This is a genomic window from Dyella silvae, from assembly GCF_026421305.1.
In the GTDB taxonomy this organism is placed as follows: domain Bacteria; phylum Pseudomonadota; class Gammaproteobacteria; order Xanthomonadales; family Rhodanobacteraceae; genus Dyella; species Dyella silvae.
Genome location: NZ_JAPJBQ010000002.1, coordinates 260,118 through 283,913 on the forward strand (window position 1 = coordinate 260,118; position 23,796 = coordinate 283,913).

The following is a 23,796-nucleotide window of genomic DNA, read 5'->3' on the forward strand; positions in this document are numbered from 1 at the left end:
GTTCCCCGGAGAACGGCCGAATGCTAGTGCAAGCGCAAGCCTGCGGCGAGCATCAGCATGCTTGAACCCTTGTCAGCGGCGGCGGGTATCGCGCGGCAGGCGATTGCTTTCCAGGTAGCCTGGGCCGCCCAGTTGGGCCATCTGTTGCTGAATCCAGTTGGCTCGCCCCTGCACATACGCCGTGGGGCGATCCGCGTGGAAACGGCGTGGGCTGGGCAGCACTGCCGCCAATCGCGCTGCCTGGGCCGGCGTCAGCCGTGAGGGCGGCACATGGAAGAACGTGTCGCTGGCGGCGCCCACGCCATAGATGCCATCGCCCAGCTCCGCGATGTTCATATACATCTCGAGAATGCGCTGCTTGGGCCAGGTCAGCTCGATCAGCACCGTGAAGTACGCCTCCAGACCCTTGCGTACAAAACTGCGCCCGTTCCACAGGAACAGGTTCTTGGCGGTCTGCTGGCTGATGGTGCTGGCGCCGCGCAGGCGCCGGCCTTCGTCGGCCGCGTCCATGGCGTCCTGGATGGAATCGAAATCGAACCCGTGGTGGAACGGAAATTTCTGGTCCTCGCCAGCCACCATCGCCAACGGTACATAAGGCGAGACCTGGTTCCAGGGCACCCAGCGGTGTTGCAAGCGGAAACCCGTCTCGCCATGCAGCAGCGCGCCGACCTGACGTTCCATCATCACGGCCGAGGTCAGCGGCGGCACAAAGCGCAGTGTGAGTACCACCAGCCAGCTCAGCACCAGCCAGGACAGCAGCAACAGGGCAAACAGGCGCAGCAGGCGGGCAAGCAGCGGGCGTCGTGAGGTCATGGCGGCGCGTGATCGAAATTGGCGGCAGTATACGTGCCGGTCTCATCGCCCCCGATGCCCCGTGCCGGCGGTCGTTGAGCCGGGGTGCAGGCGACCCCATGTAGGGGTATTGCTCTTGAGAGGTCCATTCCGTGGAAACCGTGCTTGTTGAAGATGTGCTGCACCGCTTCATGCTCGAACGTGCGGGCGTGCGTGGCGTGCTGGTCCGGCTGGGGCCGGCCTGGCGCGAGGTCGCCGGCCGCTCAGCGTACCCCGCCTTGTTGCGCTCGGTCCTCGGCCAGACTCTGGCAGCCAGCGCGTTGCTTACCGGCAACATCAAGCTGGAAGGCTCGCTCTCGGTCGAATTGAAGAGCGGTGGTCCGCTGCGTCTGCTGTTTGCCGAATGCACCGACCAGGGCCGCCTGCGCGGTCTGGCGCGCTGGACCGATCCGCTGCCAGAGACACTCGATCTTGCGGCGCTGCCCAAAGCCATCATGGCCATCACCATCGGCAACGCTGAGCGCGGGCAGCGCTACCAGGGCCTGGTCGATCTGCAGCACCCTGACCTTGCCTCGGCACTGGAGAACTACTTCAGCCAGTCCGAACAGCTGCCGGCGCGCATCGTGCTGGCCGCCGACGGCGAGCACGCGGTGGGTCTGATGCTGCAGAAGTTGCCCGACGAAGGTGGTCACGACGCGGTCGAGGACGAAGATGCCTGGACGCGCATCCAGCACCTCACCGCCACGCTGGGCGATGAGGAGCTGCTGGCCACGTCGCCCGAGCAGTTGCTCTTCCGGCTCTATCACGAAGAGTCCGTGCGCCTGTTCGAGCCGCGCCCGCTGGCGTTCGGCTGCAGTTGTACACGTGAGCGCGTGGAGAACGTATTGCGCTCGCTGGGTCGCGATGAAGTCGAAGCGGCGCTGGAGGCGCGTGATGGCGAGATCGAAGTGATCTGCGAGTTCTGTGCGCAGCGCTATACGTTCGATCGTATCGACGCGGAGCACCTGCTCAGCGTGAGCGCCGCAGCGAATGCGCCGACGACGGCGCAGTAAGCTTTCGTTCCGCTGCACTTGAGAAGCCGGCCAGAGTTTGGCCGGCTTTTCTTTTGCGCGTCATTCCGGCGCAGGCCGGAATCCAGTTGAGTCAGCATGGGGTTTTCGCGACCCACCAAGCGCTGATCGCTTTTCGCGATAACCCTTTCGTGCCGCCACTGGATTCCGGCCTGCGCCGGAATGACGGCAAAAAGCGGAATTCTTTTGAGCGAGATAGCCCGCTCAGGGCAACGCGAAGTGATGCTCGCGCTGCAGCCACACCTCGGCCATTTTCGGCGTGGCAAACAGGAAGCCCTGTCCAAAACGGCAACCGATGCGCAACAGCGCCTGGCGCTGATCCTCGTCCTCGATACCTTCGGCAATCACCTGCATCTGCAGTGAATTGGCCAGGGCCTGAATAGCGCGCACCACGGCCGCACCGTGGCCGCCTTCGCGCGGCAGTTCGACGATGAAGGAGCGGTCGATCTTCAGCGTTTCGATGGGGTACTGATGCAGATAGCTCAGCGATGAGTAGCCCGTGCCGAAATCGTCCAGCGCAATGCTAACGCCCTGCGAGCGCAGGTTGTCGAGCATGCGCTTCACCTGGATGGCGTTCTCCAGCAACGCACGCTCGGTCACCTCGATACGCAGACAGCGCGGCGGCAGGCGGTGGGACTGAATGAGATCCAGCAGGCGCTTGTCCAGATCCGGCGAGCGGAAGTGGCGGCCTGACACGTTGATACTGACGAAGCCATCGCTACCCGCCAAAGCCTCCGCTTGCGCGCAGACCTGGTCGAAAATCTGCCAGTCGATGCTTTCCGAACAGCCGCTTTCCTCGGCCACGGCAAGGAAGTCGGCAGGCGTCAGCAGGCCGCGATCGGGGTGGCGCCAGCGCAGCAGGGCTTCATAGCCGACGGTTCGGCCCGTCTGCAGCGCCACGATGGGCTGGTAGAACGGCACGAACTCGTTGCGGCTCAGCGCGCGGCGCAGATCGCCTTCCATCTCCAGCAAGGACAGCGCTTCGCGGCGCAGGCGATCGTCGAACACTGCAGCACGGTGGCGGCCTTCGTCCTTTGCGCGGTACATGGCGGCATCGGCGTCACGCAGCAACTCTTCCGGGCGCTGGTAATGCGGACTCGGCAGGGCGATGCCAATCGATGCGGAAGTGAAGATCTCCTTGGCACCGAGCCGGAACGGCGTCTGCAGCTCGTCGATGATGCGTTCGGCGATCAACAGCGCCATCTTTGGATCGGTGATGCCTTCGGCCAGCACCGCAAATTCGTCGCCGCCAAGGCGCGCCACCACGTCGCGAGTTTTCAGGCAGGCGCGAATACGCCCGCCGACCTGGAACAGCAGGTCGTCGCCGACCAGATGGCCCACCGAGTCGTTGATGACTTTGAAACGGTCCAGATCGATGAACAGCACGGCGAACAGTTCCTGCGCATCACCGTGATAGCGCTGCAGCGCCTGTTCCAGACGTTGCAGCAGCAGGGTGCGGTTAGGCAGGCCGGTCAGTGAGTCGTGCAGGGTTTCGTACTTGAGCCGGCGTTCCACACGTTCGCGCTCGGCAATCTGCTCGCGCAGGTCGCGGTTGGCCAGCGCCAGTGCGCGCGTGCGCTCGGTAACGCGGCGTTCGAGGCTGGCATAGGCCTGCTTCAGCGATTCGGTGGTGTGCTTGCGTTGCAGCGCGTTGGCTACGTGATAGCCGACGAAGGTCAGCAGCTCCTGGTCGCGCACGTCATAGGTGTGCTCGGGCGAATAGCTCTGTACCGCCAACACACCCATGGCGCGGTCGCCCCAGATCAGCGGCACGCCCAGCCAGCACACCGAGCGCGAGCCACGATGCGTGACTTCACCCTGCAGCTGCAGCCGGTCGAACTCATCCGGGTCTGCCAGCAACGGCTTGGCATGACGCAGCACGTACTCGGTGACGCCGCGGCCGTGCGCGCGTGGCAGGCGCACGGTATCGAACTCGTCGACGGAGTAGGGGAAGCTCAGCGTCTTCTGCTCTTCATCCAGCAGCGCGATGTAGAAGTTGCGCGCGTAGAGCAGGCCGCCAATGACGCGGTGAACGGCGGCATAGAAGTTATCCAGACTCTCCGAGGCATTGGCCAACTCGGCGATGCGGAACAGGGCCGCCTGCAAGCGCTCGCCGCGCTGGCGCTGCAGCACCTGCTGGCGCAGTACGCGATTGGCCTCGCGCAACGCGGCGGTGCGGCTGGAGACGCGACGTTCCAGTTCTTCGTGCGCCTCGCGCCGTTCCAGCGCGGTCTGCACGTGTTTGGCGACATAGCTCAGCAATTCACGATCATGCTGGGTGTAGTGCGTGTCTTCGCGATAGCTCTGCATCACGATGCCGCCCACCACGCGGCCGTCGCGCAACAGCGGCACGCCGAGCCAGTGCTCGCACACCGGCCCCAGCAGCACGAAACGGCCCTTGAACTGTTCGGTCAGTTCGGCGACCGAACCCATGATGGCCTGGCCGGACTGCAGCAGGTTCCAGGTGAGGCTGTGACGCATCTCCTGTAACGGCACCGCCTCGTCGGGCGACGGCGGTTCCTTGTCCATGGTGTCGACGTAGTACGGGAAGCGCACCGTATCGGTGGCGGCGTCGTACAGCGCGATATAGAAATTTTCCGCGTACATCAGGCTGCCGAGAATCGCGTGCAGCGAGTGCATCATCTCGGTCATGTTGTGCTCGGCGCCGGCCTGATCGGCGATGGCGTAGAGCGCGCGCTGCAGGCGCTCGGCCAGCGCAAGGCGCGAGATGGCTTCGTACAAGCGTGATGTCTCTGCCAGCTGACGCAGACGAGACGCCGCGAGACGGCCCAGCCAGGCCAGCTGGCTTTGCAGTGCCTCAGTGGCCGTGTCGGCGGGGAGCTCAAGTATTAAAGAGCGGAGCCCCTGTGGATCTTCGGCCAGATCCCATTGCACGCAATGGGCGTTAGATGGGACCTCGTCGCCCAGCAGGTGCCAGTGCAAGCGGCCGCCGATGCCCATGTCGCCCAGCATCGCCTCGCAGATTTCAAGCACGCTGGCAGCATCCGTCGCGCGGAAAAGGCGCTCTACGGCCGCATGCATGGCCGCGACATGGCTGTCTGCAGGCCAGGGCGCAGGCGTGTTGCTGGAAGGCACCGAAGTCATCAGTCGAAGGCTGATCCGTGCGTAGTCGACAAAGGCGACTATATAGCGACTCTGTTCAGCTTTGTCGCTGCCTATTTCACCCGCCGGGAACTGAACGGCGACGGCGATGTCAAAATTTCGTGATTCCGGGGATCCGGACCTATGTCACAAAGGCCGTATTTGGGTGTTAGCAAAAAGTAAAACGTGGTATTCTTCAGGCGTAAATCGTCTCTGGGAGGGGGCGACTACCATCCCGCCCTAACGGTACCGCGGAGGTTTTCGCGTACATGCGTCGTCTGTTGCTTTCATTGCCACTACTGTTGATGCCGTTTGTTGCGGCAGGGCAGTCTGCGGCCAATGATCCGTACGACGTGGCCGGACATCTCCTCACCCAGGCGCCCGATCAGGTGGTGCAGGTAGGTCCGGGCGTGGCCGTGCCGCTGTGGCGTGGTTCCGATGGTCACTGGCTGGCGCTGCAGGCGAATAGTCGCTCGCTGTCGACAGCCCAGCGCGCTGATTCGCCGCTGCAGTTCCGCGCTGTGGATGCGGCATCGGTGCTCTCTAGCGATTTCCAGTACGGCCTCAGCCCGAATGTGCAGGCTCACGTCGGTGTGAGCGAGCACAACTGGGCGAATAACCGCGCACCGCGTGTGATTGGCAGCGAAGTCGGCGCCACGTACAACTCGGGCCGTTACACGCTGGGTCTCAGCGTGGGTACTGACAGTGTTTCGGGCGCTCCGACGCTGCCGCGCCTGTTGCCGGGCGCGATGCCGGGCGTCAACGGCCTGGCGGGCTTCGATAGCAGCACGCAGATCAATGCGCGAGGCCGTTTGGCCCTGGACAGCAAGAGCGGCATCGACCTGGGTGCCAGCGTGGGCCGTGTGCGCCTGTTGCCGGGCAATCTGCTGGGCATCAATACGCTCGACCAGAAGGCCGTGAGTTTCGGGGTGGATCGTGGTCCGCTGAGCGGCAGCATTGTCGGTCGCACCATGGCGCCGGAAGCGGGTGTTCCAGGCTCGGGCTACAACCCGGATCGCCGCTGGAATAGCATCGACCTGGGTGTTACGTGGCGCCTCCCGTGGCAGGGCGAGTTGAGCATCGGTGCGCAGAATCTGTGGTCGTCGGGCAACAGCGTGAATACGCCGGCAGGTCCCGAGCCCGACCAGTCGCGCACGCCTTACGTGCAATATCACCAGGATCTCTGATCCGCGCACGGCGCGGTGCGCAGACAGCAAAACGCCGGGCACTGCCCGGCGTTTTTCGTTGAGGCCGCCGCTTAGTCCTGCTTGCGGATACGAAGGTCGCCGCTGAAGGTTTCGATGCTCATCTTGCCGCTGCCGTTACCGGTCGTGGCGTGCAGCTCGCTGCCTGGTCCGTGTTCCGCTTTCTGCACTGTGCCGAAGTCGCTGCGCAGGTCGCCGCTGAAGCTGGTGGCCTTGATGATGGCCGAGAGGTTGGCCGGTACCTGCACCTGCACGTCACCACTCATGCTGTCGACACTGTAGGTGCCATTGGGCGCGAGGCCGCCAGCCAGCTGCACATCGCCCGAAACGGTGCTGAGGCTGAGTTTGCGCCATGGGCCGCCGCTGACGCGGATGCGCCCGGATACGGTCTGCAGATCGGCATCGGTGCCGACGTTCGGCGCCAGAATGTCGCCGCTTACCGTTTGCAGCGATACCTTGTCGGCATTGCCAGCCAGCTCGACGGTGCCACTCACGCTATTGGCATCGATCGAGGGTGAGCGCGCGTTCACCCGTGTTTTGCCGCTGACGGCGTTGGCTTTGATCTTGCCGCCGTCGATGCCGTCGATGCTGAGCGATGCGCTCACCACGTCGACATCCAGCGAAGCCCCTTTGGGTACGCGCACATCCAGCTGGGTGGCCCCCATCGACGTGTCGTTGTTCCAGTTGAACCAGCCTGATTTGCTGCTACCCGACTGCACCTTGATGGTCATGTCGCTGTTGCTGCCATCGATGGTGAGCGGCTTGGCGCCATCGCCGAGGCGGCCGCCCACCTGCACCTGGTCGCGGTCCCAGGCAGTGACGGTCACCGAGCCTTTCACGTTGCTGATGCTGACGTGCACGGTGGGTGTGGCGTCGTGGTTGAGATTGATGGGCGTATCGGCCAGGGCCTGGCCAATCGACAGGCTGAGCAGCAGGGGAATGACGCGTGCGGTTTTCATGGTGAAGGCTCCTCTGGACTCAACCAGCCTGGTGTTCCATCTGTCGCAACTGCGACTGTTGTTTTTGTGTGCGGTATAGCAAGCGCTGCAAGGCGGGCGAGTTCGGCGCCTGCTCCATCGCCTGGCGCAGTTCCATGCTGGCGGCATCCAGCTCGACGGCGGCACCGGCGAGGCGTGGATCATTGGGACGCCAGCGATCGGCATTCGACGGGGATGCGTTGGCGGCGGTGGTGACCGGACGCTCGCGCAGATGCACGGCAAGGCTGCCGGCAAACAGCGAGAGTCCGGCGAAGCTGGCGGCGATCAGCCACCGCTGGACGCGATGCGTCGTGCGGTGAGCCACGGGTGCTGTCGTGGTGGCGGCATCCAGGGCGGCATCGATGCCGCTCCACAAATCGCGGCGCGGCGATACCGGTTCGCGCAAGGCGCGTGTCTGGCGAAGCCATTCGAATTCGTTCATGAGCTTTCTCCGAGTACTTTCCGCAACAGGCCGCGTGCGCGATGCAATTGCGCCTTGGATGAGCCTATTGCCATGCCGAGTTCGGCACCGATTTCTTCATGCCGCCAGCCTTCCACATCGTGCAGCACCAGTACGGCGCGTGCGCGCGGCGGCAGTTGGCTGATGGCACGTTCCAGTTCTTCGCGTTCCGCCGCGCAGAAGGGTGTTTCGCCGTGATCGGGGATGTGGTCCTCATCCATCATGCTGACCGGATCGGCGCTGCGCGATCGGATATCCATCAGCGCAACATTCACGGCCAGCCGGTACAACCAGGTACCGAACGAGCTCTCGCCACGGAAACCGGACAGCTTTTGCCAGGCGCGCACAAACGCATCCTGCGTGAGGTCTTCGGCGCGCGCGTGGTCAAAGCCCGCCAGGCGGTAGACGGCGCCGTACACGCGATCCACGTGCAGCCGGTACAGCCGCTGGAACGCTTGCCGGTCTCCGCCAGCGGCGGCCCTGACGTCGTCCATGTCGTTAGGATCCGCGGCGGGCGCTGGCGGCGGCATCGTGTTTCCGGTGGCGGGGCAGGCTGCAATCATCTTGCCAGCTTGGATGCGTCTGTGTCTGACAAGGTTTAGAGACAGGCAAAAGAAAACCCCGCCGGCCTTGCGGCCGACGGGGTGTCAGGGTGACGCAGGTCAGGAGGCGACGGCGGAGCGCGGCGCCGGGGCCGCTTCATCCAGCGCCTTGGCGACACGCTGCTGTTCGGCGTGCAGCTGCTGCGGCATGCGGGCGCCGAAGCTGTGCAGGTACTCGCCGATGGCGGCCAGTTCCGCGGTCCAGCCAGCGTGGTCCACGTCGAGCAGGGTGTCGACGGTGGCGCTGTCGAGGCTCAGGTCGCCGAGCTTGAGTTCGCCGTGAGCGGGCAGGGTACCGATCGGCGTCTGCTTGCCGGGGGCGCGGCCTTCGACGCGGTCGATCATCCACTCCAGCACGCGCAGGTTGTCGCCGTAGCCCGGCCACAGGAAGCTGCCGTCCTCGCCCTTGCGGAACCAGTTGACGTGGAAGATCTTCGGCAGCTTTGCGCCCGGCTTGTCGAACGACAGCCAGTGACGGAAATAGTCGCCGTAGTGGTAACCGGCGAACGGCTTCATCGCCATCGAGTCACGACGCAGCACGCCAACCGCACCGGTGGCGGCGGCGGTGGTTTCCGAACCCATCGCGGCGCCGATCAGTACGCCGTGCGCCCAGTCCTTCGCCTCGAACACCAGCGGGATCAGCGACGGGCGGCGGCCACCGAACACGATGGCGCTGAGCGGCACACCCTGCGCATCTTCCGCGTGCGGCGACCAGGTCGGGCACTGCTTGGCGCTCACGGTGAAGCGCGAGTTCGGATGCGCGGCCGGGCCATTGGCCGGATCATACGGGCGACCCTGCCAGTCGGTGACCGGCTTGCCCGGCAGGCCTTCCCACCACGGCTGGTTGTCGGCGGTGATGGCGACGTTGGTATAGATGGTGTCGCGGGCGATGGTCGACAGCGCATTCGGGTTGGTGTTGTCGCTGGTGCCCGGCGCCACGCCGAAATAGCCTGCTTCCGGATTGATGGCGTATAGACGTCCATCGGCGCCCGGACGCATCCAGCAGATGTCATCGCCCACGGTCCACACTTTCCAGCCGTCCTGGCGGTAACCCTCCGGCGGAATGAGCATGGCCAGGTTGGTCTTGCCGCAGGCTGACGGGAACGCGGCGGCGACGTAGTGCGTTTCGCCCTTCGGGTTCTCGATGCCTACGATCAGCATGTGCTCGGCCAGCCAACCTTCGGACTTGGCCTGGTAGCTGGCGATGCGCAGCGCGTGGCATTTCTTGCCGAGCAGCGCATTGCCGCCATAGCCCGAGCCGTACGACTTGATGGTGAGCTCTTCGGGGAAGTGCATGATGAAGCGGCGCTCGGGATCGAGCTCGCCGGTGGAGTGCAGACCCTTTACGAAGCTGCCTTCGCGCTCGATGCGAGCAAGTGCGGCGGCGCCCATGCGCGTCATCGTGCGCATGTTGGCGACCACGTACGGACTGTCCGTGATCTCCACGCCACAACGAGCCAGCGGCGAGTCGATGGGGCCCATGCAGTACGGGATGACGTACATGGTGCGGCCTTCCATGCAGCCTTCGAACAGCGCGTCCATCTTGGCGTGCGCTTCGGTGGGGGCCATCCAGTGATTGTTCGGGCCAGCGTCTTCCTCGTCCTTGGTGCAGACGAAGGTGAGGTGCTCAACGCGTGCCACGTCGGAGGGACTCGAGCGATGCAGGTAGCAGCCCGGGTGGGTCTGCTGGTTGAGCTCGATCAGGTCACCGGTCTTCAGCATGTGCTGGACCAGCTGCTGGTATTCGGCGTCCGAGCCGTCGCACCAGTGGATCTGCGCAGGGCGGGTCAGCTTTGCTACTTCGTCAACCCAGCGCTGCAGCGCTTCCAGCTTGCTCGACATCGTTTCCTCACTCTGGTCTTAAGCCAAAAAAGAACAGAAACGGTAACTTACGTACACTGGCATGGCAAGTTGGACTGCAGCAAAAGTCAACTGGACTCACCACAAAATGCTGTCGTGGCCTACAGTTAGAACAGTGGTACCAGACCACTTTGACCCGCTGGCTACCAGTGGCCGCAGACACAAAAAACGCCGCCTGACGGCGGCGTTTCGATGTCGGCCGATGAGCCGGGATCAGGCCGGCGTCAGCGTACGAATCATGTGTTCAACGTAAGCGTCGAACTCATCGTGGCTGATGCGAGGCAGACCCAGCGTGAAATTGAGCTGCAGGAAACCCACGTAGGCCGCGTAGGTAAGACGGGCGCGGTTGAGCGCCTCTTCCGGTACTAGGCCGGCTTCGCGGTAGATATTGGTAAGAAATTCCATGCGGCGCTGGGAAACGCGGGCCATCACCGGCACGACCTGCGGGTGGTCCAGCGCCTTGAGCAGCGCAGCGTACACGCGGTGCGGCGCCAGCTCGTGCGCGACGCGACGGAACAGTTCGGGCAAGCGGGCACGCGGATCGGGCATAGCCTCGATCTGGCTGATGACTTCGCGTTCACCGTACTGCTCCCAGCGTTCCAGCGCGGCCTGAAGCAGGGCTTCGCGAGTGCGGAAATGCCAGTAGAAGCTGCCCTTGGTGACACCAAGCTGGCGTGCCAGTGCCTCGACGGCGAGGGCGCCGACGCCCTGATCGGCAATCAGCTTGAGGGCGGCGTCTTCCCAATCTTCGGCGGAAAGGCGGGTACGTTCGGGTTTGGCGCTTGCATTCATAAGCGAATGGTAGCCCAGTCGTCGTGATTATCGGTGCTGCGTCGGCAACTTATTGAATCGATGAGAGCCAGATGCGGCGGCGCATATTGACGTGGCCAAATGCCGCAATCCATACTCAAGCGTATGGTATCAATAACGCCCATCGAAAAGAAAGTCACCCGGATCCGCGCCTCCGATGGCCTGGAGCTGGCCGTTGAGGTGCGTAACCCGGCCGGCAGCCCCGCGCTGCTGTTTGCCCATGGTTTCGGGCAAACCCGCGGCGCCTGGCGGGGGACGGCCACCGCGCTCGCCACCCAAGGCTACCGATGCGTCACCTTCGACAGCCGCGGGCATGGCGAAAGTGCCCGCGTCCCTGGCGGCGACTACCACATGGAGCAGTTCATCGACGATTTGTGCCTGCTGGCTCACGCCGAGCAGCACAAGCCGATTCTGGTGGGTGCCTCCATGGGTGGCCTCCTGGGCTTGGTAGTAGCCGGCGAGATGGACCCGGACGCGTTCAGTGCGCTGGTGTTGGTTGACATCACGCCACGTTGGGAAACCAAGGGCGTCGAACGCATTCTCGCTTTCATGCAGGCGCATCCGGATGGCTTCGCCAGCTACGAGGAAGCGGCCGAGCAGATCGCTGCCTATATGCCGCATCGCGCCGAGCGCAAAACCGAAGACCAGTTGCGTCCGTTATTGCGCGAAGGCGCCGATGGCCGTCTTCGCTGGCACTGGGACCCCGCGTTGCTCAACGGCCTGGTGAGCGAAAGCGAGCGTTATCAGCCACGCCTGATGGCCGCCGCCGCGCAGGTGCGCGTACCGGTGCTGCTGCTGTCGGGCGGCCGCAGCGATGTCGTGTCCCGCGACAATGTCGATGAGTTCCTTCGCCTGGTGCCGCATGCCGAGCATGTGGAATTGCCGCGCGCCACGCATATGGTGGCAGGTGACGCCAACGACGCGTTCACCCGTGAAATCGCACGATTCATAAGCAAGTTGTCTACACCCGATCCGCAAGTCGTCATCCGTAACGAGGTATTGTGATGTCCGTGATCCTGACCCTGCTGGCGGCGCTCATCGCCACCGGCGCCTGTGCCTACCATCGCAGCAGTCTGCGCACGTGGGCGATCGCTACGGTAATCACCACGGTGGTGGTTGGCCTTGTCACTGGCTCGCCGTGGACAACGTTCATCCTGCTGACGATCGAACTGGCTATCGCCGTGCCGCTGTTGATGGACGGCTTTCGCCGCAAACAGATCAGCGCGCCGCTGCTGAAGATGTTTGCCAAGGTGACGCCCAAGCTCTCCGAAACCGAGCAGACCGCACTGGAAGCGGGCACGGTTGGTTTCGAGGGCGAGCTGTTTTCTGGCAAGCCGGACTGGCATGAACTGCTGAAGCAGCCGAAGCCCGAATTGAACGTGGAAGAACAGGCGTTCATGGACGGCCCGGTGGAAGATCTGTGCGGCATGATCGATGACTGGCAGATCACCCACGAACTGGCCGACCTGCCGCCGGACGTCTGGGCTTTCATCAAGAAGCACAAGTTCTTCGGCATGATCATTCCCAAGCAGTACGGTGGCCTGGGCTTCTCGGCCCTTGCACACTCGGCCGTGCTGCAGAAGCTGGCGACGATGTCGGCCACGGTGGCCTCCACGGTGGCCGTGCCCAACTCGCTCGGTCCGGCGGAATTGCTGCTGCACTACGGCAGCGATGAACAGAAGAACCACTACCTGCCACGCCTTGCCGTCGGTGAAGAAATTCCGTGCTTCGCGCTTACCGGTCCGTATGCCGGTTCCGATGCCACCTCGATCACCGACTACGGCGTGGTGTGCAAGCAAATGGTGGACGGTGTCGAAACGCTCGGCATGAAGCTCACCTTCGACAAGCGCTACATCACGTTGGCGCCGATTGCGACCGTGGTGGGCCTCGCCTTCCGCCTGTACGACCCGGAGCAATTGCTGGGCGACAAGGCAGACCTGGGCATCACACTGGCGCTGCTACCGCGTTCAACGCCCGGTCTGGAAATTGGCCGCCGTCATTTCCCGCTGAACATTCCGTTCCAGAACGGCCCGCTGCACGGCAAGGATGTCTTCGTGCCGATGTCGGTGCTGATCGGCGGTCCGCACATGGCTGGCCACGGCTGGCGCATGCTGGTGGAGTGCCTCTCGGTAGGTCGTGCGATCTCGCTGCCGTCGAACGCAACAGGTGGCGTACGCGCGGCCGTGGCAGCCACCGGCGCGTATGCACGCATGCGCAAACAGTTTGGTCTTTCCATCGCCCGCTTCGAGGGCGTGGAAGAAGCGCTGGCACGCATCGGTGGTCTGACCTATGCCACGGCAGCGCTCTCGCGTGCCACGGCGGCGGCGGTGGATCGCGGTGAGAAGCCGGCGGTGCCTTCGGCCATCGCCAAGTACCACGCCACCGAGTGGGGCCGCACTATCGCCGGTGACGCGCTGGACGTGCATGGCGGCAAGGGCGTGCAGCTGGGTCCGAAGAACTACGCTGGCCGTGCATGGCAGGGCGTGCCCATCGCCATCACGGTGGAAGGCGCCAACATCATGACGCGCAGCCTGATGATCTTCGGCCAGGGCGCCATCCGTTGCCATCCATATGTGCTGAAGGAGATGCAGGCGCTGTCGATCGCCGACTACGGCGATCGCCTGAAGTCCTTCGACCGTGCGCTGTTCGGACACATCGGCTTCGGCATCTCCAATGCGGTGCGCTCGTTCGCCATGGGCGTTACCGGCTCGCGCATCGGCGACACGGCGGGCGATGCCTACGTGCGCCGCTACTACCGCAAACTCAATCGCTACTCTGCGGCGCTGGCACTGTGCGCAGATACCTTCATGGGTGTGCTGGGCGGCAAGCTGAAGTTCAAAGAGAAGTTGTCGGCGCGCCTCGGCGATGTGCTGAGCTACCTGTATATCGCCAGCGCCATGTTGAAGCGCTATGAAGACACCGGCCGTCCGGAAGCGGATCGTCCGTTGCTGGCATGGGCGTTCCATGAGTGCATGTGGCGTACGCAAATGGCGCTGGATGGCGCCATCCGCAACTTCCCGGTGAAGCCGGTGGCATGGCTGCTGCGTGCGCTGGTGTTCCCGTTCGGTCGCCGCGAAGTGCCGCCGTCGGATCGCCTGGGGCGTCGCGTCGCTGCCATCATCACGGCTCCGGGCGAAGCACGCGATCGCCTGACCGAGTGGACTTACCTCACGCCCACGGCCAACAACACCATTGGCCGCATGAATGCGCTGTTGCCGGACGTGATCGCCGCCGAGCCCGTGGAACGCAAGTTCGGTAAAGCGCAGAAGGCCGGTCAGTTCAAGTCGCACGACTACAGCGGCCAGTTGGTAGAGGCGCTACAGGCCGGCGTGATCAACGCCGCCGAGTTCGAACTGCTCAAGCGCGTGCGCGAGGGCGTGTTCGAGTTCATCTCGGTGGATGATTTCGATCCGGCCGAACTGCGCGCCGCCGTGACCCGCGCCGATCGCAACAAGAAGCTGGCCGACGCGGCCTGAGTTTTTACGTCATCCAAGGAATGGGCGGAGCACGCAAGTGCTCCGCCCTCGCAGGAGTGCTGCCATGAGTCAGGCGTTGTCGCTGTATCGCCGGTTGGTTTCCCTGCCAATGGGTCGTTGGCTGTACGGCCGCCTGATCTGCTTCAAGGCGCCTTACTTCGCCACCATCGCGCCGCGCTTCGTTGCGCTGGAGCCGGGGCGTTGCGCCATCGACATCCGCGATCGCCGTCGGGTGCACAACCATATCGGTACCGTGCACGCGATTGCGTTGTGCAACACGGCCGAACTCAGTGCCGGCATGATGACCGATGTCACCATTCCCGCCAGCATGCGCTGGATTCCCAAGGGCATGAGCGTCGAATACCTGGCCAAGGCCAAGGGCACCATGCATGCGGTAGCGGCGCCGGAAACTGCGGCGGTTGAGTCGTCCAGCGGTTATGCCTGGCCGGTCACGGTGAGCATTCGCGACGATGCGGACAAGGAAGTATTCCGTGCCCGCATCGATATGTGGGTGTCGCCGCGCAGCGCTCGCTGAGGGCGTTTCAGGGCGCCATCACACAACGGTTCTTGCCTTCGTCCTTGGCGCGGTAGAGCGCACGGTCGGCCGCTTGTATCAGGTCTTCGTCGCTCTGCGTCTCGCCTTCCCACAACGCGATGCCGATGCTGGCGCTCACGTTGGCTACGAAAGGCCCCTTGCTGCCATCGAGCAGGTAGGGGGCCGCAAGTGCGGCGCCCACCTGCTGGCAACGGCGCAGTAGCGAGACATCGTCACTGACGTCTTCCAGGATGAGCGCGAACTCGTCGCCGCCCAGCCGCGCAACGGTATCGTTTGAACGAACCTGATCACCCAGGCGCTCGGCAATGGCCTGCAGCAGGGCGTCGCCGGCCGGGTGCCCCTGCGTGTCATTGACGGCCTTGAAGCCGTCGATGTCCAGCAAAGCCAGCGCGAAGTCGGTGCCGTGCCGCGGCACGCGCTGCATGGCGGTGAGCAGGCGGTCGTGAAACAGCACGCGGTTGGGCAGGCCGGTAAGCATGTCATGCGTGGCCTGGTAGCGAATGCGATCCTCCACGCGCAGGCGTTCGGCGATTTCTACATTGAGCTGCGCGTTGCGCTCCTCCAGCGTGGCGAGCGTGGCCTTCAGCTCGGCGCGTGCGCGGTACAGTTCAAGAAACACGCGCACCTTGGACTGCAGAATCATGTCGTTGATCGGCTTGGCGATGTAGTCCACCGCGCCGAAGTGGTAACCGCGCACGCGATTGATGTCGTCGGCGTAGGCGGCGGTGACGAAGATGATCGGCGTTTCGCGAAGCTTTTCATCCTCGCCGATCAGAAAGGCCACTTCGAAGCCGTCCATCTCCGGCATGTTCACGTCGAGCAGAATCAACGCGAATTCGTGATCCAGGCAAAGCGCCAGCGCGGCGTTGCCGTTGTCGGCCTCAAAGAGTTGCGCGCCACTGTCGGCAAGCAGGTGGCGCATGGCCACCAGATTGGCGGGCGTGTCGTCGACAACAAGGATTTTGGGCGAAGGTAGCGTCATGGCAGGCACAAACGGTTGAGCAGTGGGGCAATACCGGCGAGCGGCAGGCAATGGTCGGCGCCCGCGAGTTCCAGTGCCGCGGCGGGCATGGCAGAAACCTCGGCGTCGGAGGGTTCTTGCACAATAGCCAGGCCGCCAAGGCGGCGAATGTGCCGAAGGCCCTCGGCGCCATCCCGGTTGGCACCGGTGAGTACGACACCGATAAGTGCGTCACGAAACGCTTCGGCCGCCGAGTCGAACAGTACGTCGATGGAAGGACGCGCAAAACTCACGCGCTCGTCGACCGACAGTGAAAAGCGATGGCTGGTTTCCACCAGCAGGTGATAGCCACTCGGTGCGACATGAATGGTGCCATCCTGCATCATCGCGCGTTCACGCGCTTCGACGACCGGCAGGGTGGCGTGCTGCGCCAGCAGCTCGCACATCAGGGTCACGGTCGATGAGCCGGTGTGGCAGCACAGCGCGATGGGCTGTTGGAGTTGCGGAGAAAGGGCAGCAAACAAGGTCTCCAGCGCGTTGAGCCCGCCTGCGGAACAACCGATGACGATGGCGCGCGGCGTCGTCATGTTATCCCCGCCCGGAAGCGCGCGACCCCAGCCGATAGATGCGCAACGCCGGATCGACCGGGGTGAAATCTGCAGCCGATGGCGCGAAATCCAGGCTCTCGCGCGTGCCGAGGCAAAGGAATCCGCCGCGAACGAGGCTGTCCCGGAACAGCGCGAGCGTGCGGTCCTGCAGCGGATCGGAGAAGTAGATCAGCACATTCCGGCACAGCACCAGATGCGCTTCGCAGAACACCTCGTCGGTGACCAGATTGTGGTTGGCGAAGATCACGTTGCGGCGCAGCCGCTGGTCGAGCTTGATGAACTCGTAGCGCGCACTGTAGTAGTCGGCGAGCGAATGGCTGCCACCGGCGGCGAGGTAGTTGCGCGACCACAGTTGCGCCTCCTTCGCCGGGTAGATGCCTTCCTGGGCCTGGTTCAGCGCGCTTTGGTTGAAGTCGGTGGCGTAGATTTGCGTGCGCTCGTACAGGCCCGCCTCTTCCAGCAGGATGGCCAGCGAATACACCTCCTGCCCGTGCGCGCAGCCGGCCTGCCAGATATTGATCTGCGGATACGAGGCCAGCACCGGAAACACCTGTTCGCGCAGTGCCTGAAACACGTCCGGGTCGCGAAACATTTCCGATACCGGCACCGACAGCCCTTCCAGCACCACGGAGAGAAAACCCGGCTCGTGCAACAGGCGACCCGTCAGCGTGCTGACCGTATCGGCGTGCTGTGAGTGCGCCAACTGCAATATGCGGCGCTTCAGCGAGGCAGGCGCGTACTGGCTGAAGTCGTAGCCATGGCGCAACTTGAGCGCGCGAACAAACAGCTCGACCTCGATGTCCTCCAGAGCGACATCGGCAGCGGCGGTCTCGCGGGCGGTGTCATTCATCGATGCAGCCACACATGCATCATCGACGACAGCTTGTCGATGTCGATGGGCTTGGACAGATAATCGTTGGCGCCCGCATCCAGGCATTTCTCGCGATCGCCGCGCATGGCCTTGGCGGTGAGCGCGATAATCGGCAGCTTGGCCAGACGAGGCTGGGCGCGAACCTCGCGAATGGTGTCATAGCCGTCCATCACCGGCATCATCACGTCCATCAGCACCAACTCGATGTCGTCGTGATCGGCCAGTGCCTTGAGTGCTTTCTGGCCGTCCTGGGCCATGGCCACGTGCATGCCCCAGCTGCGCAGCACCTTGGACAGCGCAAACAGGTTGCGCATATCGTCATCCACCAGCAGCACCTTGCGGTCGCGCAGGCCTTTGCCGTTGGCTGAGCTGGCGGCGGGTGCCGCCACCTTGGCGCCGTGACGCTGACCATCCTGGATGCTGTGCAGGAACAGGCTCACCTCATCCATCAGGCGCTCTGGCGAGCGCGCACCCTTGATCACAATGCTGTCGGTGTACTGGCGCAGTTTTAGGCTTTCTTCGCGGCTCAGCTCACGTCCGGAATAGATCACCACGGGTGGTATCTGGCCGGTGGCGGCCAGCTTTTCAAGGAACTCGGTGCCCGACATGCCGGGCAGGCCCAGGTCGAGCACAATGCAGTCGTAGGTGGTCTCGGCGCTGCGCTCAAGGGCTTCTTCGGCCGTACCGACTTCGTCGATGGTGACGTCGTCATGGCGCAGCAGCGTGCGCAGGGCAGCGCGCGAATCGGCATCGTCATCGACGATCAGCAGATGACGCATGTGGCCTTCGGCAAAGTGCAGCAGGCGGTCGAATGCATCGCCGATGGCTTCGCGGCTCACCGGCTTGGTCAGGAAACCTACCGCGCCCAGTTCGCGGCCGCGATTGGCTTCGTCGACGGCGGAGATGAAATGCACCGGCACATGGCGTGTCGCCTGGTTTTCTTTCAGCTTGGAGATCACCGTCCAGCCGTCCATGCCGGGCAGCATCACGTCGAGCAGGATGCCGGTCGGCCGGTAACGCAGGGCGAGTTGCAGGCCCGATTCGCCATCGGCGGCGGCCAGCGCGCGATAACCCTTGCGCCGGACCATGTCGGCCAGGATGCGCGCAAATACAGGGTCGTCCTCAATGATGAGGATCACGGTCTCGCCAGGCGCGACGAGCTCGCGGTCGTCTTCAATGGTTTCCGGCAGCAACGCCGCCGTCGTTGCGAGACGAGGCGCGTTGGGTGCCGGAGTGGCAGCGGACGTGACCGTCACCACGCCGTCCGCCACCGGGCCATGTTGAGGCAACAGGATGGTAAACGTACTGCCGTGCCCGACGTCGCTGTGCATCACGATGTCGCCGTCCAGCAATTGTGCGATGCGCCTGGAAATGGTCAGGCCCAGGCCGGTGCCGCCGTACTGCCGGCTCGTGCTGGCGTCCACCTGCTCGAATGCGTGGAAAATCTTCTGGGCTTTCTCGGGCGGAATGCCGATGCCGGTATCGCTGACCGCAATGGCGATCATCTCTTTGCCCTGCATCGAGGGCGGTAACGCCAATGCCGCTGACGGCCTGCCGATGTGCACGTTCACCGAACCGTGATGCGTGAACTTGAAAGCATTGCCGATCAGGTTGTTGGCGATCTGTTCGAGTTTGGTGGCGTCAGTGCGCAGGGCGATGGGCAGGCCGGGCTCGATATCGATGTTGAAGCCCAGCTGCTTCTCCTGGGCGACATGGTTGAAGGTGCGCCTGAGCGCGCGCTCCAGATCGGCCAGCGGGAAATCGTCCAGCACCACGTCCATCTTGCCGGCCTCGACCTTGGAGAGGTCGAGGATGTCATTGATGAGCCGCAGCAGACTGCTGCCCGAGTCGTGGATGATGCGCGCCGACTCGATCTGTTCCGCATCGAGGTTGCCTTCGCGATTGTCGGCAAGGCTGCGCGACAGGATAAGCAGGCTGTTTAGCGGCGTGCGCAGCTCGTGCGACATATTGGCCAGGAATTCGGATTTGTACTGGCTGGCGCGTGCCAGTTCCTCAGCCTTCTCTTCCGTTTCGTGTTGCAGCGTTTCGAGCACCAGCTTCTGCTGGTTGAGCGTCTCGGTCTTCTGGCGCAATTCTTCGTTGGAGGCCTGCAGCTCCTCGGTCTGCACGCGCAGCTCTTCTTCCGATGCGAGCAGGCGTTGCGACTGCTCCTGCAGTTCATGCGTCTTGGCGCTGAGTTCTTCGTTGGTAACCTGCAGGTCCTGTTGCTGGCGACGCAGGGTTTCTTCGGAGGCGCGCAGTTCGTCGGCCTGCTCGCTGGTGCGCCGGAGCAGGTCTTGGGTGCGGATGGCCCGGCCGAGGTTCTCAAGCGACAGCGAGGCGATCGGCAGCAGTTCGGCGAGCAGGCGCTGCTGAGGGTCGGTGAAGTGATGGAAGCTGGCCAGTTCCAGCACGCCGAGCAATTTGCCGCGCAGGGTCAGCGGCAACACCGTGACACTGCGTGGCGATGCCTCGCCGGTGCCTGAGTGGATGCGCACATAGTCGCTGGGCACGTCCTGTAGGGTGATGGGCTTCTGTTCCAGCGCAGACTGGCCCACGAGGCCTTCGCCCAAGGCGTACTCGGTGCTCAGGTGACGGCGCTGCTGGTAGCCGTAGCTGCCCTGCAGGCGCAGCCGTTGCTGTTCTTCGTCGAAGCGATAGAACATGCCGACGCCGCATTCGAGCAGCGGCACCAGCGAGCTGGTGAGTTGCCCGGCAAACTCGCGTTCGTTCTCCATTTTTTGGAGGTCACTGGCGATCTCCGAGACCTGCGTCTTCACCCAGGTCTGGGCGGCCGTCTCGATCGCCATCTGCTTGAACACTTGCAACGCGCGGGCGATCTCGCCGATCTCGTCGCGGCGTTCGATCTGGCGGATTTCCACGGTGTGATCGTGGTTGGCCAGGCGCGTCATCAGGTCCGTCATGCGCCGGATTGGCCGGGTGATCAGGCGATACGTCATGTAGACCACCGAGCTACCCAGCAGAAGGCTGAGCAACATGGTGATCCAGATCGCCGCGCGTACTTCGGTGATGTCGCGCCGTTGCGTCGCTTCCCGCTGATCGAGCAGGCTGCGCTCCGTATCGTCCATGTTGTCCAGGAGGCCGAGAATATCCTGGACGCTGACGGTGCGACGGGCGAGAAACTGGGACTGCGCGCGGATGTGCTCGCTCGCCGCTTCGGCAGGGTCATTGACGTGGATGGCCTGAATGGCGTCGATGCCGTTGGCCTGCGCTTCCTTCTGCCATTGATCGACCATCGTCTGGAGACGGTCGATGCGTGTTTGCTGCACCGGGTTGTCGCTGGTCAGGTTGCGTAGCTCAGCAATGTCCTTGGCCAGACTGGTATTTGCCTTTTGATAGCTCCCCAGCTCGCCGCTCTGCGAATCGAGCAGGTAGCCGCGCACGGCGATCTGGCTGGCCTGCAGGTGCTCGAAGACGTCGTCGATCTTGGCACGCACGTCATAGGTGTGCCTGGACCAGTGCGCGCTGACATCCTGCCTGGCCAGCGATTGCAGGGTGACGATGCTGCAGATCACGAACAGCAGCATCAGCGTGCCGATGGCAAGCAGGATCTTCACCTGCATGGGCTGATGCGCCAGCCAGGTATAGCGATTTTTGGGGGTGGCCATGCGTCTTCACGTTGTCTTGGCCTGGGCGTCCTGCCGGGCCGGGCGGTTCTTATCAGGTTATCCGCAACTTCGTGAAGGCAAAAGCGGCATCAGGCCGTTGCGGCAGCGCGTCGGCGCCAGCTTGGCGAAATGATGGTGCCGCGCCGGATGGCCACGATAAGCAACACGGCGGACACGCTTGAGCAGAGGATCAGCGCCACCACCGAGGCCTCGGCGCCGAACACGCCGCCACTCAGCCAGTCGGGCCCGGTGCGGTTGGAGATCAGCCAGCCGTGGGCTGCCGTGCCCGACACGGGAATGCCGTACACCGTGCCCTGCATGACGTTCCATGCCGCGTGCAGGCCGACACACGCCCACAGCGAACGGGTGACGTGATAGAGCAGGGCCAGCAGCACGCCGGCCTCGATGGCGATGGCCAGCGAGCTCCACAACGTAGCGCCAGGGTTGAAGATATGGGCAGCGCCAAAGAACAGGGCGGAAATCACCAGCGCCCACCAGGTGCCAAGGCCTTCCTCCACAATGCGGTACAGGACGCCGCGGGTAACAATTTCCTCGAAGATGCCTGCGCCGAGGCCGACGCCCAGCACGGCGGGAAGCCAATCCACATCAGGATTCGCACCCGTGACGTGATAGCTGCCCGCCAGCCAGAGCACCAGCACGACGGCGCTGAAAAGCACCGCGCCGAGCAACAGGCCGGCTGTGCCCAGGGTGGGGATGTCGCGCGGCGCGAGTTCGCTCAGTTTGCGCCGCTCGATCGCTTTGACCAGCACCAGATAGCTGATGAAACCCGGCAAGGGCATGGTGGCCAGTCTGGCCAGTGATTGAGTCAGGTGCGAGGCGCCTTTATCCATCCATCCGGCCGCGGCGACGACCGGCCCGATGAGTCTGCTCAGCACGATGGTCAGCGCTATGAAGAAAGCGATGCGTGCGATAGGCGAAAACACCATCCAACGTTGCCAGCGAATGGCCGAAACGGGCGTGGTAAAAGCGATCTGATCGGCAGGCATGCGCTGCGGGCTCCCCTTGTGGAGGGGGTAGGCTAGCAGCGGCGACATCGGCGAAACATAGCCATGTAGTCACCCTGTTGCAGGCCGGGCTGTTGCGTAATTACCTGCGCAAGGCCCGCAGCCGCGTCGCCCCGGTCAGTACCGGGGCGATGATCATGTGTCTTACAAATCGAGCGACGTTGCGTGCTCGCGCGTGGCCGAGAAGCGCACGGCAGGTGAACGCTCTTGCGCCAGCTGCAGGTTTACTCGCGACGGTGCGAGATAAACCAGCTCACCCGCCGCATCGATGGCGAGGTTGTTGGCGTTCTTCTCACGGAATTCCTCGAGCTTTTTTGCGTCGTCGCAGTGAATCCAGCGCGCGGTGGCGACGGTGACGGGCTCGAAGGTGGCGTCCACGCCGTATTCGTCCTTGAGGCGATATGCAACCACGTCGAACTGCAGCACGCCCACTGCGCCGAGGATGAGGTCGTTGCTCATCATCGGGCGGAAGAACTGTGTGGCGCCTTCTTCCGACAGCTGGGCCAGACCTTTCTGCAGCGCCTTCATCTTCAGCGGATCGCGCAGACGCGCGCGGCGGAACAGTTCCGGTGCGAAGTTGGGGATACCGGTGAAGCTCACCATCTCGCCTTCGGTGAAGGTATCGCCGATGCCGATGGTGCCGTGGTTGTGCAGGCCGATCACGTCGCCGGGATAAGCGTTCTCGACAATCTCACGGTCGCTCGCCATGAAGGTGAGCGCATTGGCAATGCGCACGTCCTTGCCGGTGCGCGTCTGCATCATCTTCATGCCGGCGCTATAGGTGCCCGAGCAGACGCGCATGAAGGCGATGCGGTCGCGGTGTGCGGGGTCCATGTTCGCCTGAATCTTGAACACGAAGCCGGTGAGCGCGCCTTCCTCGGGTTTCACGTCGCGCGACATCGTGGCGCGCGAGCGCGGCGAGGGCGCGTGCTCGACGAAGAAGTCCAGCAACAGCTGCACACCGAAGTTGTTCACCGCCGAGCCGAAAAACACCGGCGTCAGCTTGCCGGCAAGGTATTGCTCCACGTCGAACGGATGCGAAGCGCCTTGTACCAGCTCGAGTTCATCGCGCAGTTCGGCCAGCGCTTCAGCGCCAATGGCCGCATCGAGGCCCGGTGCGTCCAGGCCCTTGAAGATGGTCGAATCCTGGCGCGTGAAATTCTTGCCCTGCTCGAATACGTGCACTTCGTCGAGCAGCAGGTGGTACACGCCTTTGAGGCGCTTGCCCATGCCGATGGGCCAGGTGAGCGGCGCACAGGCGATGCCGAGCACCGACTCCACTTCGTCCAGCAGTTCGATCGGCGAACGGCCTTCGCGGTCCAGCTTGTTGATGAAGGTCATGATGGGCGTATCGCGCAGGCGGCACACCTCCATCAGCTTGATGGTGCGTTCTTCCACGCCCTTGGCGCAGTCGATCACCATCAGCGCCGAGTCCACGGCGGTGAGCACGCGATAGGTATCTTCCGAGAAGTCCGCGTGGCCCGGGGTGTCGAGCAGATTGACGATGCGGCCCTCGTACGGGAACTGCATCACCGACGAGGTCACCGAAATGCCGCGCTCCTTTTCCAGTGCCATCCAGTCGGAGGTGGCGTGGCGGGCGGCCTTGCGGCCCTTCACCGAGCCGGCCATCTGAATGGCGCCTCCGAACAGCAGCAGCTTTTCGGTGAGCGTGGTCTTGCCCGCGTCAGGGTGGCTGACGATGGCGAAGGTACGGCGGCGGCGGGTTTCGGTGAGATGCGTGGACATGGCGGTTTCTGGGCTCGCGAACCCGCCATTGTACCAAGGGTGGGGG

18 protein-coding genes are annotated in these 23,796 nt (G+C 63.7%); 5 read left to right on the forward strand and 13 right to left on the reverse strand.

The genetic code is table 11. The features are described 5' to 3' along the window. Positions 1–72: 72 nt before the first annotated feature. Positions 73–813: a monofunctional biosynthetic peptidoglycan transglycosylase gene (gene mtgA, locus OQE56_RS05435; protein ID WP_267222329.1), complete on the reverse strand. Its 741-nt coding sequence runs from the start codon at positions 811–813 to the stop codon at positions 73–75. 131 nt (positions 814–944) lie between these two features. Between mtgA and hslO the strand changes: the two genes are divergently transcribed. Further along, a complete protein-coding gene (gene hslO, locus OQE56_RS05440) occupies positions 945–1,844 on the forward strand; it encodes an Hsp33 family molecular chaperone HslO (protein ID WP_267222331.1) in 900 nt (299 codons plus the stop codon). Between the two features lie 222 nt (positions 1,845–2,066). Here the strand turns inward: hslO and OQE56_RS05445 are convergent, their stop codons facing one another. Further along, the gene (locus OQE56_RS05445; protein WP_267222332.1) at positions 2,067–4,967 is read right to left on the reverse strand and encodes a bifunctional diguanylate cyclase/phosphodiesterase; all 2,901 of its coding nucleotides are present in this window, start codon (positions 4,965–4,967) and stop codon (positions 2,067–2,069) included. Positions 4,968–5,233: 266 nt separating this feature from the next. Between OQE56_RS05445 and OQE56_RS05450 the strand changes: the two genes are divergently transcribed. Then, entirely contained in the window at positions 5,234–6,151 is a 918-nt protein-coding gene (locus tag OQE56_RS05450; RefSeq protein WP_267222334.1) for a hypothetical protein, read from the forward strand. A gap of 71 nt (positions 6,152–6,222) precedes the next feature. Here the strand turns inward: OQE56_RS05450 and OQE56_RS05455 are convergent, their stop codons facing one another. From OQE56_RS05455 to OQE56_RS05475, 5 genes are all read right to left on the reverse strand, one after another. After that, the gene (locus tag OQE56_RS05455; protein ID WP_267222336.1) at positions 6,223–7,128 is read right to left on the reverse strand and encodes a DUF4097 family beta strand repeat-containing protein; all 906 of its coding nucleotides are present in this window, start codon (positions 7,126–7,128) and stop codon (positions 6,223–6,225) included. A gap of 19 nt (positions 7,129–7,147) precedes the next feature. Continuing rightward, complete coding sequence (locus tag OQE56_RS05460; RefSeq protein ID WP_267222338.1) at positions 7,148–7,588, reverse strand: hypothetical protein; 441 nt, start codon at positions 7,586–7,588, stop codon at positions 7,148–7,150. Next, entirely contained in the window at positions 7,585–8,136 is a 552-nt protein-coding gene (locus OQE56_RS05465) for an RNA polymerase sigma factor (RefSeq protein ID WP_267222339.1), read from the reverse strand. The genes OQE56_RS05460 and OQE56_RS05465 overlap by 4 nt, the downstream gene beginning before the upstream one ends. A 132-nt stretch (positions 8,137–8,268) precedes the next feature. After that, the gene (locus OQE56_RS05470; protein ID WP_267222340.1) at positions 8,269–10,050 is read right to left on the reverse strand and encodes a phosphoenolpyruvate carboxykinase (GTP); all 1,782 of its coding nucleotides are present in this window, start codon (positions 10,048–10,050) and stop codon (positions 8,269–8,271) included. 231 nt (positions 10,051–10,281) lie between these two features. After that, the gene (locus OQE56_RS05475; protein WP_267222341.1) at positions 10,282–10,860 is read right to left on the reverse strand and encodes a TetR/AcrR family transcriptional regulator; all 579 of its coding nucleotides are present in this window, start codon (positions 10,858–10,860) and stop codon (positions 10,282–10,284) included. Positions 10,861–10,983: 123 nt separating this feature from the next. Between OQE56_RS05475 and OQE56_RS05480 the strand changes: the two genes are divergently transcribed. The 3 genes from OQE56_RS05480 to OQE56_RS05490 all read left to right on the forward strand — a co-directional run bounded on the left by OQE56_RS05480 (position 10,984) and on the right by OQE56_RS05490 (position 14,889). Further along, the gene (locus tag OQE56_RS05480) at positions 10,984–11,883 is read left to right on the forward strand and encodes an alpha/beta fold hydrolase (RefSeq protein ID WP_267223368.1); all 900 of its coding nucleotides are present in this window, start codon (positions 10,984–10,986) and stop codon (positions 11,881–11,883) included. Beyond that, positions 11,883–14,354 (forward strand): acyl-CoA dehydrogenase, encoded by a 2,472-nt coding sequence (locus OQE56_RS05485; protein ID WP_267222343.1) that lies wholly within the window; start codon positions 11,883–11,885, stop codon positions 14,352–14,354. The genes OQE56_RS05480 and OQE56_RS05485 overlap by 1 nt, the downstream gene beginning before the upstream one ends. Before the next feature lie 64 nt (positions 14,355–14,418). Next, on the forward strand, positions 14,419–14,889 hold the full coding sequence (locus OQE56_RS05490; protein WP_267222345.1) for a hotdog fold domain-containing protein: 471 nt from the start codon (positions 14,419–14,421) through the stop codon (positions 14,887–14,889). Positions 14,890–14,896: 7 nt separating this feature from the next. Here OQE56_RS05490 and OQE56_RS05495 read toward each other — a convergent pair whose 3' ends face one another. The 6 genes from OQE56_RS05495 to OQE56_RS05520 form a co-directional block, all read right to left on the reverse strand. After that, positions 14,897–15,892, reverse strand: a complete 996-nt coding sequence (locus OQE56_RS05495) for a diguanylate cyclase domain-containing protein (RefSeq protein WP_267222347.1) — start codon at positions 15,890–15,892, stop codon at positions 14,897–14,899. Then, entirely contained in the window at positions 15,889–16,458 is a 570-nt protein-coding gene (locus OQE56_RS05500; protein WP_267222349.1) for a chemotaxis protein CheB, read from the reverse strand. Before OQE56_RS05500 ends, OQE56_RS05495 begins: the two co-directional genes overlap by 4 nt. A 1-nt stretch (position 16,459) precedes the next feature. Next, positions 16,460–17,329: a CheR family methyltransferase gene (locus tag OQE56_RS05505; RefSeq protein WP_267222351.1), complete on the reverse strand. Its 870-nt coding sequence runs from the start codon at positions 17,327–17,329 to the stop codon at positions 16,460–16,462. After that, on the reverse strand, positions 17,326–20,979 hold the full coding sequence (locus OQE56_RS05510; protein ID WP_267222354.1) for a response regulator: 3,654 nt from the start codon (positions 20,977–20,979) through the stop codon (positions 17,326–17,328). The genes OQE56_RS05505 and OQE56_RS05510 overlap by 4 nt, the downstream gene beginning before the upstream one ends. Positions 20,980–21,068: 89 nt before the next feature. Further along, on the reverse strand, positions 21,069–21,986 hold the full coding sequence (locus OQE56_RS05515; protein ID WP_267222356.1) for a CPBP family intramembrane glutamic endopeptidase: 918 nt from the start codon (positions 21,984–21,986) through the stop codon (positions 21,069–21,071). Positions 21,987–22,148: 162 nt separating this feature from the next. After that, the gene (locus tag OQE56_RS05520; RefSeq protein WP_267222358.1) at positions 22,149–23,750 is read right to left on the reverse strand and encodes a peptide chain release factor 3; all 1,602 of its coding nucleotides are present in this window, start codon (positions 23,748–23,750) and stop codon (positions 22,149–22,151) included. Positions 23,751–23,796: the final 46 nt, after the last annotated feature.